The sequence below is a fragment of the Acetobacterium tundrae genome (assembly GCF_008086615.1).
In the GTDB taxonomy this organism is placed as follows: Bacteria; Bacillota; Clostridia; order Eubacteriales; family Eubacteriaceae; genus Acetobacterium; species Acetobacterium tundrae.
In genome coordinates this window covers 116,366-129,171 of sequence record NZ_RXYB01000005.1, presented here as the reverse complement: position 1 = coordinate 129,171, position 12,806 = coordinate 116,366, and the positions used below count along the sequence as shown (strand labels likewise).

The following is a 12,806-nucleotide window of genomic DNA, read 5'->3' as shown; positions in this document are numbered from 1 at the left end:
CCTTTTTTATTTATTTTTGAAATAAGACTGTTACAAGTTATGACGCCTAAGCCTTAAACATTCTGTACAAATGTTTGGGTCACATCAACTGGTGTCGTATCGGCTGGAACAGAATCACCGTGAGGCACTATTTGAATCTCAATGGCTTCCAACCGGTAACCATAACCGGCCGTTCCTGATTCTTCACCGTTCTTGGCCCAATCCAACCAGCCGAAGTTTTCCGCATGAACTCGATAATAAATATCAAATTTTGAGGCATCAGCGCCGGTTAACTTCATTTTGATCGCTTCTAGCCGCAGGCATTGTCCTACTGTGCCGCTTAAATCTCCATTAGACACATAATCCTGCCAGCCAATATTCTCGATATGCGTACTGTATGCTACCCCGACATTGTATCCTTGATTATCGACATTGATTTTTATGCCTTCAAGACGTTTTGACTGCCCTGAGGTGCCGCTTATCTGGCCGTTTTTCTTCAATTCCTGCCAGCCGATATCCTGAATTTGGGTCTGATAAGAAGCACTTACACTTTTTAGCGCACTATTATCTATCGATTTTACAATTGCTCCAATTGGAACTGCCGAGCTAAGTCCGGCCTTATCATAGGCATAAATATGAACCGTATAGGCACCACTTTCATAATGATGATCGCTATATAATATTCGGCATTTAGCGGTATCACCATCAATTGTTCCTTTATTCCAAGTTATATCATCCTGTCCATTCGCATCTGTCCAGGTCGGAAACATCACATAATCAATGCCCGACTCATTGTCCGAAACATTACAGGTTACTGTAAAGCCTTCAGCATCAACATCGGTAATCTGCGCATTGGCTATGGTCGGCGGAGTTGTATCCGTATAGAAGTCGTCAAGATAGATATATCCCTGGAAATTTCCTACCGATGTGGCGTTTTCTGAACCGACTGTATAGGTGTCATTATCAAATAAACAGCCACTCCAGCTTGATTCTGAAATGGTGACTTTATTTCCTGAAATTGCCTCGACAACGGCAACATGTCCACACTCACTGCCACCCCAGCAGGCGATTGCCCCCAGCTTGGGCGTGCTTCCATAGGCATAGATGCTATTATCCAAATTATAATCCCACCATTGATTCGCATTATATTTGCTTAAATTCGGAACCCTTCCCAATAGCTCATAGGCTCGTCCCCAAGCATAGGCGGTGCAGTTCGGCATTCCGTAACCATTCTGATAATAAAGATTATTTTCATAATAATCGACATTATCTCTAGTCGGTGCGGTAAACCGTGGCGTAAATGAAGATGACGCTTCGATACTATTTGAAGTCGTCACGTTTTCTTCGTCTAAAGCGTTTATATTGACATTTCCTGAAGCTACATCCCCGGGCAGCATTTCTCGGGTCACAATATTATCATTGGCTAATACCCCAACCGGAAAAATTGCCAGCGCTAGGAGCAGTACAATACAACAACCCAACCTTTTAGAAAACCAGTCTATCATTTCAACCTCCTGCTTTTATTTTTTACAGACATCTATTTTAAATTAATCGTATTATTTTTGTATATTATTTGTAAATTTATTATTTCTTTTTATTATACCTACTGAAGTGACTAAATTCAAGGAATTTTTAAATATTTCTCGATTGCTAACGGCTTTTTCGGCAATAAATTTTCTTTTTTTATCAAACACCTGGCAGACAAACAAAAAAAAGGCGAGAAAATTTAATTTCCCACCTCTGGCTGTCAAACAGCCATCATCGTTTTTATCCAATTTATTCGATTGATTTCAGGGATTCCACCATACTGATGCGTTTAATCATCGGTGTCATGACAATATTAACAATAAATGTAAACGCCAGGGTAAATAGGATGGAATACAGATAACTCGTCCAGTTGATGCCTCGCCCAAACATGGCAATGTCGGTTTCCACGGTATTGATGATAAAGGTGTTAAGCAGCACCCCCAGAAACAATCCAACAAAAATTCCAATGCATGAAAGCACGATATTTTCCCGGAAGATGTAGGTGTATACCTCGCTATCGTAAAATCCCAACACACGGATGGTGGCAATTTCCCTGACCCGTTCCGAAATGTTAATGTTGGTGAGGTTGTAGAGTACCACTGTTGCTAAGGCCCCGGCTGAAAGAATCATCACCACCACCACAATGCTGAGGCTGCTCATGCTGTCATTCGTTGATTTGACAATACTGCCGGTGAAATTGACATTCACCACCCCGTCTTTTTCCAGCCAATCTTTGGCAATGGCATTTTCAAGATCAGTCGATGTGTTAGGGATATTAACATAAGCAATGTTGACTTTTAAGGGCTCACCATACACCTCTTGATAGACTTCCGGTGATAGATAGATATAGTTTTCCAGATAGTTTTCGGTGATGGCCCCCAGGACCACCTCATGGCTTTGATCATCATTGTAAATCCGGATGGTATCGCCCACTGAAAGTCCCAGATCACTGGCGATTTTTTCCGATATAACGGCTCCGGCCTTATTTAGATCAATCGCTGCTCCTGATTGTCGGTTCTGAAGATGAATAAAGTCTTTAATGGCTTCCGATGTTTCAGGCACAAATAGATAAGCGGCCTTTTCAATGTTATCACCGCCGACTTTTTCAATTTTCATTTTAGATTGATACGCCAGCATGTTTTCACTGAAACGGCTGTCATTGTTGAGCAGTTCTTTGAATGCTGCCTTATCTGCCAGTGTTTCTTCATTTTTTAAAGCAATATAGCCATCATAGACCGAGATGTTGTTAAACTGCCGTGGAATCATGGAAAAAATGGCATCATGAAGCCCAAAGCCGGCAAGAATCAGGGCGGTGCATCCCGCAATGCCGATAACGGTCATAAAAAAGCGGCCCTTGTAGCGCATTAAATTTCTAGCCGTGACTTTTTCAATAAAGCCCATGCGTTTCCAAATAATGGGAATTTTCTCCAGGAAAATGCGTTTTCCGATTTTTGGTGCTTTCGGCCGCATCAATTCGGACGGCTGTTCTTTCAGTTCAATATAGCTAACTATCAGCGCCGCTGAAACCGTGCATAAAATAGCCACTAAACAACTGATAATAATGGGAATCCAGGGCGGCGATATCACCAAACTTGGAACTTGATAAAGGAGTCCATAGGCACCGGCGATTAGATACGGCAGGGTATTAATTCCGGCTACCAAACCGATTGCTGAGCCTATGACAGCGGCCAGCAGGGCATAAATGATAAATTTCGAGGCAATTTGACTATGTTTATATCCCAGGGCTTTCAAAGTTCCGATTTGAGTCCGCTGCTCTTCCACCATTCGTGTCATGGTTGTAAAAGAAACCAATGCCGCTACGAGTAAGAAGAATAGCGGAAAGACACCGGACATATTGTCGATTCGCTGGGCATCTTCTCCATAACTGGTATAGCCGGGATTGTCGTCACGGTTGAAAACATACCATTTCCCAAACTCAAGATTTCCGACATCGGCTTCCGCTTTTGCCAGCGTTTGTGCAGAGTTGGTAAGTTCCGTCTCGCCAGCTGCTTTTTGTGCTTCCAGCTGGGCTTCCCCCTCATTTAATGATGCCCAGCCTTGATCCAATTGGGTTCGTGACGAAGCCAGGGTATTCAGTCCATCTTCTTTACCTGCTTCAAAAGCCACGATGCCGTCGGCCAGCTGTTGTTTGCTGTCTTCCAGGGCAGCCTTCCCGGCGTTCAGTTTATTGTAGCCGTCATTTTCACCCTGTGACAGCGCCGCTTCGCCGGATGCCAGTTCGTTTTCTGCCTGGGTCAGTTGATTTCTTAATCCGGCCAGGGTCCCCTGGAATTCATCAATTGAATTGATGGCAGCTTGAACTTGTGCTTCCGCCGCATAGGCTGTTGTGAGCCCTTCCTTGACAGCACTGATTTGGTTGTCAATATCTGCCAACTGGGCTTCCAGCGCGGCTAACTGCGCTGAATAGTCCGGTGCGACCGGATCCAGACTGGCTATCCGGGCTTCCACCCCGGACCTGGCGCTTACTAATGATGCCAGGCCGGTTTCACCCTGGGCTATCTGAGTCTGAACTGCGGCAAGCTGAGCTTCTAAGGCCGGCAATTGTCCGGATGGGTCCTGGGCTTCCATTTGGGCGATGGCATCCTTTAATTGCGCGATACCCTGTCGGCCGGCTTCCAGTTTGGCTTCACCGGCCGCCAGTTGTTGCTGCAACGTAACCGCTCCCTGGTCAAGGTCGGCTGCTCCCTGGGTAATCTGATTCTGAGCGTCGGCCAGCTGGGCTTCAGTGTCGGCAATTTTAGTATGATACTCATTCCAGCCCGCATTTAATGATGCTTCTCCAGAAAGCAATTGATTTCTGGCATCTTCCAAACTGGTTTCCCCTTGAGCGATGCCTTCCTGAAATTGGGTCACGCCATCATTATATTTATTTCGGCCTTCGGCCAGTTTTTCCTGGGCTTTAGCCATGATGTCGGCATAATTTATTTCCAGCTGCTGAGTCCCCAATGCTGCAAAGGCATCCTTCAGACCACTCACGGCATCCGAATACTCACTTGAAAATGCGGATATCCCGTTGGCTGAGGCCGTCGATAAAACATAGACCTCGGTGTATCGTTCAAAAGCGAAGTCTGCTGCCGGCACAAAACCGTAATAGCTAATCTTACCGCTGCCGATGGTTGTGCTTCCCCGTTCAATGGATACATACTGAGGTGACCTTACAAAGCCCACAATCGTGAAGCTGTCATTTTTCAGGGAGTCTGACAACGGGTCATTTCCAGCTTCCGCAGACAGCTTGATGGTATCCCCTAATTGATAAACTTCATTGGAAACCATCGCATTTTTTTCGTCCCGGGGCTCTTCCAATACAATTTCACCAGCATTTTCCGGCATCCGTCCTTCAATCAGGAGGGGCTGATTCAGCTCTTGGTTATCCTGTAAGGCCAGGAGTTTTATGACCGGTCGTTCCTCGCCTCGCTCAATGATGGCATCGGCTGAATAACTGGGCATCACCGTATCCACCCCCGGGGTGTTTTTAATAGCTTCCACATCGGCATCTTGAAAACCATAGGTGGAGACGAGGCGAATGTCCATCAGCTGCTGACTTTTATAGTATTGGTCAACGGTGTATTTCATGCTCGGTCCGGTTGACTTGATCCCAACAAAGAAACAAATCCCCAATGCGATAATGACCACAATCGATAAAAATCGATTCCGCGATTTTTTTATTTCTCTAAAGGTGTCTTTTTGCAATGCTTTCATTTTCATTTCCTGATTCTAATTTTATTTCACTCATCCATGTTTTTTTAAGATCGTAGGGGCGATTATCAATCGCCCGCAAATATCATTCTTTTACCCTTATGTTTCCGGACGGGTAATACCCGCCCCTACGAATCAAACTGGAACATTTATTTTATTCTATCATAATTTGTTTAAGAAAACATTTTCTTTCATGGTAATAAAGGCAATTATTTTTTCTTTGACCGGAATTCCGGAAAGTGCTGTCATCGCCTCTGCATAGAGATTCACCTGGACCTCATAACCTTTTAAAAGTATGTCTCTTTGAACCGTGTCTTGGTAGAAATCAGTTTTGTAGTCAATGATCACCCACTGATCTTCCTCTATAAAGGCACAGTCGATGATCCCCTGTACGGTTATTTTTTCTTTGATCCCACTCCATTCGCTTCGGACTTTTCCCGGATCGTAGCCATAGTTGAAGGGGATCTCCCGTCTTACTTTTGCTGCTGATAAAAGCCGGATTCCCAGCGGGGAAGTATAAAAGTCGATGAGTTTGGAAAAATCAATGGTTTTTGCCAGTTTCTCCGGCAGGAATTCTTTTTGAATCAACCGTTCAACTTCTTCCGGAAGCTGTTTTTCCAGAAAAGCTAGCAGTTCATTTTTTCCATGGCTGCTGAGCTGTTTGTGAAGCGGCGCCAGATCAATAACTTCCATTAGTAAATGGAGCGCCGTTCCCCGTTGAGCGGGTGTAAATTGGCCCTGTTTTTTCTCTAAAAATTTCGGTCCTTCACTTCGCCCGGGCAACTTTTTCTTGATGACCGCATTTTCTTCTAATTTAACTTTCTGGACGTTCTTTATCTCAGTGACACTCATCTTGCTGGGGAGATCATTATCCGCTTTTTCCGGGTAACGATAATTCAATCGCTTGGCTATCGCATCCTTCTCTTCCTGACTGATTTCCTTTGTTACCGGCTCGACTGGGCCCGCTTCCGCAGCCAGCGCAATCTCTTCAGCTGTTTCTTCACCGGCCGTTTCGCTGTTTTCGGTATCCTCATTATGACGATAAATAATGAAATCTTCCAACTCCAGGGTGTCGTAAATTTCAGGAACATTTTTCCCGCCGATCACCCCCAGCATTGCCCAGTCCAGCAGACTTGAGGCCTTCAGTAAATGGTACTCATCTGGTTCTTCCCGCCATTTTTCCAGCGCCTTTTCCGGGTTTTTGACCGTCCCGACAAGGTAGAGTTTTTCTTCGGCTCTGGTCATTCCCACATAAAGCAGCCGCATTTCCTCGGAAAGCATTTCCATGTTGCTTTGAGCCTTGCAGACCTCTTTGGCCAGCGAATTGTGCTTGAATCGTTTGTTCAAATCCACATAGTCCGGACAAATCCCCAAATCCTTATGGAATAATATTTGGTTGTTATTGCTCCGCTTATTAAAGCCTTTCCCCACCCCACTGAGAAAAACAATCGGGAATTCCAGGCCTTTGCTTTTATGGACAGTCATGAGCCGCACGACAGATTCGTTACTGCTCACCATTGCCGGCGGTGAGATGTCCTGTTTATGTTTTTTCATATTTTCGACAAAGCGGATAAATTGATAAAGACCCTTGAGGGTTGATTTTTTATAGTCTCCCGCCCGTTTCAACAAAATTCTTAAATTGCACTGCCGCTGTTCTCCGCCGGGCAGCGCTCCGACAAAAGCATAATAGCCGGATTCCAAATAGATTTTCCATAAAAAATCTTCGACCGGCATCAGCTTCGACTCGTTCCTCCAGTCATTCAGCTGATTATAAAAAACAGTAAGTTTTTCTGAAAGCTCATCGCATTCTTCCGCCCGGTAAGCCTCAACCGCCTGGTAAAAAAAGCCCTGGGGATGTTTAATCCGCAGCTTTGTGCATTCCGTGGTGGTAAAACTCCCGATGGGTGAGGTCATCACACTTAACAGGGGCAGGTCCTGATGCTGATTATCCATTAAATTCAGCAGGTTGAGAATCATTGTGATTTCCAGAGATTCGTAGTAATTGGTTCCGCCGTCAAAATACGTAGGAATTCCCAGCTCGCTGAAAATCTTCAGGTAGACATCCCCTCTTCCGGCCACACTTCTCATCAGCACCCCGAAGTCACCGTAGTTAATGGTGCGTTTCAGATTATGACGGGTATCAAAAAAGCTGGTGCCCACCAGGGCCTGGATTTTCCTCGCTACAAAGCGTGCTTCGATTTCCACCGCGGTCTGGTCTTCCTGATTTTCTTCGTCATACTCATCCGCTTCTTTTGATTGCGGCTTTTCTTCAATCAGATGGATTTCCGTTTTTACATAGGGACCATCGTGAGGCAGGCCTTTGTTCAGCATCGCTTGTTCATCATAATCGATTTCCCCGAGTCCCGGGGTCATGATTCGGCTGAAGATAGAATTGATGCCATTAATCACCCCCTGGGCACTTCTGAAGTTTTTGTTAAGGGTAACCAGACTGTTCTCGGCCTCACTATCAGTACCGAAGGTTTCGTATTTGTTAATGAAGATGGTGGGATCTGCCAGCCGGAAACGGTAAATGCTTTGTTTGACGTCGCCAACCATGAAATAATTATTATCTCTGACAATGCGCAGGAGGATGGTTTCCTGCATTTCGTTGGTGTCCTGATATTCATCCAGGAAGACATATTGGTATCGGCCTTTGACCTCCTGGGCCACTTCAGGGTCTGATAAAACCTTAAGGGTTAATTGTTCCAGGTCATTGTAATCAACAAGATTTTTTTGCGCTTTTTTCTTTTTAAAGGCAGTCCAGAACTTTTGCGTCAGCTTGACCAAATCTGCCATCGGCTTTTTCAACTCATTTAGTTCTTTGGCCATTTCATCCAGACTGATGGCAAAACTTTTTTTAAGGCTTTCCATGCTTTTCTTTGCTTCGTCCCGGTATTTTTTAATGATCCTATTTAGCTCGGCATCTTGTTTGGCATTCCCTTTAAACCGTTCATATTTAATCGTTTTTAGGGCTGCCAGACCTTTTTTCAAATCCTGGGTCATCAGGATTTCCAAATCCCTGATGGCCCGAACCTCGTTTTCCATTTGTTCATGCGTTTTTTCAAAGCCTTCCGCAGCGCTTGCGGCAGCGGCTTTTTGGGCATAATCCCCGGCACCGCGAAGCTCCGTCTGAATAATGGTCATGAGCGACTGCCCCCAAACGGAATCCGGAAGCGTTTTGTCATTGCATTCGAAACGGGAAAGCGCTTTGTCGCACCAGTCTTTTGAGTTTGGCTGGGTCACCAGAAAGCGGTACAGGCTTTCAACCGTATCCTTCAGGGCCTGGTCATTTTTGTTGCCGCTGTATTTTTCCACCAGTTCCAGAAAGTCAATTTCCGGATGATCCCCGGATGCTTCTTTTTCATTTGCCCGTAAATACTCATCCTCAAATACTTCTTCCAGGGTTTCGTTCAGCATCAATGCAATCTCGGTTTCGTTGCCGATGGCGAAGCCCGGATCGATGTCGCCTTTGTGAAAGTATTGCCGTAAAACGCTGAGACAAAAGGAGTGCAGGGTTGATATCGATGCTCCGCCTAAACTATTCATCTGCTTCATTAAAAAGCTTCGGTCATTGGCAGGGTTTTCCAGTTCTTTTGACAGCGCCTGACTCAGGCGGTTTTTCATTTCGCCTGCGGCGCCGCGGGTGAAGGTGAGAATCAGGAGTTCGTCCACCCCGACTTTTTCCTCCAATATAATGCGAATGACCCGCTCAATCAGAAGCGCTGTTTTCCCTGATCCAGCCGCGGCTGAAACCAGCATGTTTGTCTGTCGGTTCTCGATGGCTTTTTTTTGATCACTGGTCCACTTCATTTGTTTCTCCCCCCTGAATGAGTTGAAAAAATACGTCCTTTTTCATCGTCTTTTTTAATACATCGTAGCCGCTCTGTATGATATCATCATCGAATTGACAGATCCCTTTATACTCGCAATACTGGCAGGCATAGGATGAACCTTTCCGGTAGGGTTTGATTTTTATATCGCCCTGATAGATCCGTTTGATTTGACGAATGACGGTTTTTCTCACATAGCTGATAATGGCGTCAAACTCGGATCGGCTCAATTTTGATTCCGAGCCGTAAATCGGCAGAATAGCGGAAGCATTTTTATCGCGGTTGTTATCCATTGCCTCGATAACGGCATCGTCGTCCAGCAGCAGCCCATTGAGTTTAAAGGTTTTATTAATGGCCCCCTGGATTTCTGCTTCTAAATCAACGCGCGGAATCGGATCGTCCACATAAAAATAGAAGGTTCCTCCCGGCTGGATCTCTTCACCACTGATCACGGTCATGGCGCCGTCGAGATAAACCAGCAGCTGCAGTGACAAACCGTAATAAATATCGTCATAGCCTAATTTTTTGTTACCGGTTTTATAGTCAATGACTTTGACCCAGGTATTTCCATCTTTTTCGTATAAATCGAGACGGTCTATTTTTCCGTAAATTTTGGCGTTGCCCATTTTTTCGTCCGGCAACATGATTTCCTGTTCAAAACTGAACTCGGTCGCTGTGGGTTCAAAATCTCCGGCATTTAATTGTTCGATCAGCACGTCGATAGATTTTTTCCCAACCCGCTCCAGTTTCTTTCCCAGATACTGGTTCTGTCCGGTGCTGTTGAATACATTGGTTTTAATTTGCGGCAGGCAGGTTGCCATCACATTTTCCACGATTAAATCTCTTTCGGTTTTCGGAAGCGTCCTTAAATCCAAGCTTTCCGCCTGGGCCTTTTTGAAAAAGCCATCGATGAGATCATGAAGCAGATTTCCGATTTCCGGTGCCTGTATGGTATAGATGGGCCGTCCCTCCGGTCTTAACCCATATTTGACATAATGGGAAAACGGGCATTGTCGATGGCTTTCCAAACGGCTGATACTGGTGCGCAGGTTCCTGCCGTAAAGCTGGGTTGCCTCATTGGGGGTCATTTCCGGAGAAATTCCGGGGTAATTTAAAGCGGCTTCCAATATCCAATATTCTTTTTGGTATTCCGGATTGTTTTTATACCAGTCCTTCACGGTTTCCCAGAGCGCATCCGCTTTGGTAATTTTCACTTGTGTCAGCTCTTTTTTATTTCTTGAATAACTCACCAGATGCCAAAGGGTGCTTTCCGGGGTGCTCAATGTATCCCAGAAGCTTTCCCGCCCAGATGTAAGCGTAAAGGCGATTTCTATTTTAGGAAAGATCCCCAGCATTTGACTCAGCAGGATGCTGGGCTGCTGAGAATTTCCTTCCATATCCGTGAGCGCCCAATATAAGCACAATCGTGATTGCGGTTTGGTCAACAGATCGTAAACGAGGAACCGTTCCTGATCCATCTGAAAACCCCGATTGTTCTGAAGCTTGATTTGGACGCTTCCCAATATTTGGCGTTCCACATCAGAAAAAAGATTGGGCTCGGTGCCGGTGCCGGGTATCTTGCCTTCATTTAATCCAAAAACAATCAACACTTCAAAGGCGCTGCTTCGGCTTCTTCGCAAATCGGTGATGCTCACATAATCCCGGTAGGGTGGAATAATACCCAGCCGATACCCCTGAAAACCGCTTTTTAAAATACGCAGATAATCTTCCTTGGCAGCGTCATCTGCTCCCATTGTTTCAGCAATCTGATCGAATACCGCCATCAGGATATTCCAGATCTGATGGTAGATTCCCGCTGCTTCGTAATTGCCTTCTTCGGAAAGTCTTTCCACCAGGGCATCAATTTTTTCAGGCGTCTGAATGGTCAGCAGAAATTCATAAAGAGCCTGAGTGTATTCACCGCACGTTTTTTTCGTTCGCATTGCTTCCTGTAAACCCGCCAGCGGTTCAATGAGCCTGACCCGGAGGCCATTGAGCGTTTCCAGATCTATGGCTTCATTTTGGCTGATTTTCGTAAATGCCTTTTCCCACTGTTTGCCTCTGATTCCAAATTCCAGTACGTAATTTTCCAGATCTTCACATTCCGACAGCGTGATGGGTGAAAATCCGGTTTTTACAAAACCAAAAATATCGTCAAAGCGATAATTGTTCTGGATGGCTTCCAATGCTGAAATCACGGCTTCCACCAGGTGGTTGTCCCCGATAGCCCGTAAGTCGTCCATAAAATAGGGAATTTTATATTGGGTAAAGACCCGTTTAATGATGCTTCCGTATTCATCAATATCCCCGGTGAGCACCACAATATCCCGAAAAGAGAATTGTTCCTCCCGAATGAGCTCCAGAATTTTTTGAGCACCTTTTTCCACTTCTTCCCAGGTGTTTTCACATTGAGTCAGCGTGATTTGCCCAACTTCAGTCGGGTATTCTTTTTTGGGATAGGCAAAAAGATTGGCTTCCAAATGATTGAGTTCCCGGCTTTTTGTATCTTGATTGGGTACCTTGACCATTTTAAATTCGACGTTGGCCCGTGCGCCAATGTCCTTGATGGCATTCAAGGTATTCTGGGTCAACTGAAAAACTTCCTGATCTCGGGACTCCTGATTCGGATCCCAGGGAATGGCAATATGGAACTCGTTGACCGTATCCACTAAATTCCGGATCATGTGATAGTCCTGGGTTGAGAAGTTCTGAAAGCCGTCCAGCCAAAGCTCGGAATTTTTCAAAAACTCTGCCAAAGGAATTTTTTCACTAACCAGGCTTTTAAAATCCTCCTCGTCTTTTCGGTCATCGCCCAGCAGATCTCTGAAATGGCCGTAAATTTTTACAATATCCCCGATTTTCTGTGGCATCATCCCATGGCTGAAGTTTTTGATGCTTTCTTCCAGATTTTCCGGTGAAATCTCATTTTGTTTTAATTCACCGATTAAATCCGAAATACTTTGAAGAAAACCCGGTTTTTTAACACTGCTGCGATAAATGGTTAACTCTTCCTGGATTTCGCCCAGGGTTTTTTGAAGCAGCATATTTTTTCCATGTTCATCCATATAGGTTTTAGTCAGTCCGCCGGTTTCTTTTAAAACCCGGTCACCAAGCCGGTTCGGACTCAATACTTCCACATTCAGCAGACCGTTAAGATTATTGGCTTTGATGAGCGCTTCTTCCGCCCCCAGCGTAAACTGTTCCGGAACGATCAGGTAAAGCTTCTCTTTTCCGGCTGCCAGGGCCTTGCCAATTTCATGATAAACCGTTTGGCTCAAAGTCTGCGACCGACGACCGGTAATGATTGTAATTCCCACTTCTTTTTCCTTTCTGAACTTTTGACGCGATTTAAAAAAATACCAGCCTTCTTGTGAAAAGCTGGTCAGTCAGTCTTTTATTCTCGATGCGCCGCTTATACAACGCGAATCTTTCAATCAAACGTCGGCGGGCGATCATGGATCGCCCCTACGGGGCCTAAACAAAAGCATTTTGGCATATCGTAGGGGCGATTCCCAATCGCCTGAAAACGTATATCTTTCAATCAAACGTCCGCGGGCGATCATGGATCGCCCCTACGGGGCCTAATCAAAAGCATTTTGGCATATCGTAGGGGCGATTCCCAATCGCCTGAAAACATATATCTTTCAATCAAACGTCCGCGGGTGATCATGGATCGCCCCTACGGGGCCTAAACAAAAGCATTTTGGCATATCGTAGGGGCGATTCCCAATCGCCTGAAAACATATATCTTTC

4 protein-coding genes are annotated in these 12,806 nt (G+C 45.2%); all 4 read right to left on the bottom strand.

The features are described 5' to 3' along the window. Positions 1-53 precede the first annotated feature (53 nt). Positions 54-1,484, bottom strand: coding sequence for a GBS Bsp-like repeat-containing protein (locus FZC40_RS06085; protein ID WP_148603023.1), 1,431 nt, complete (start codon positions 1,482-1,484; stop codon positions 54-56). A 271-nt stretch (positions 1,485-1,755) separates the two neighbouring features. Next, positions 1,756-5,226, bottom strand: a complete 3,471-nt coding sequence (locus tag FZC40_RS06075; RefSeq protein WP_186843738.1) for an FtsX-like permease family protein — start codon at positions 5,224-5,226, stop codon at positions 1,756-1,758. A 159-nt stretch (positions 5,227-5,385) separates the two neighbouring features. Next, on the bottom strand, positions 5,386-9,033 hold the full coding sequence (gene addA / locus FZC40_RS06070; RefSeq protein WP_148603020.1) for a helicase-exonuclease AddAB subunit AddA: 3,648 nt from the start codon (positions 9,031-9,033) through the stop codon (positions 5,386-5,388). After that, entirely contained in the window at positions 9,017-12,370 is a 3,354-nt protein-coding gene (locus tag FZC40_RS06065; RefSeq protein ID WP_148603019.1) for a PD-(D/E)XK nuclease family protein, read from the bottom strand. The genes addA and FZC40_RS06065 overlap by 17 nt, the downstream gene beginning before the upstream one ends. Positions 12,371-12,806 lie beyond the last annotated feature (436 nt).

What these genes read in the sequence shown, in the direction of transcription:
- FZC40_RS06085 (WP_148603023.1), bottom strand. Translation starts at nt 1,484, where the DNA reads ATGATAGACTGGTTTTCTAAAAGGTTGGGTTGTTGTATTGTACTGCTC.
- FZC40_RS06075 (WP_186843738.1), bottom strand. Translation starts at nt 5,226, where the DNA reads ATGAAAGCATTGCAAAAAGACACCTTTAGAGAAATAAAAAAATCGCGG.
- addA (WP_148603020.1), bottom strand. Translation starts at nt 9,033, where the DNA reads ATGAAGTGGACCAGTGATCAAAAAAAAGCCATCGAGAACCGACAGACA.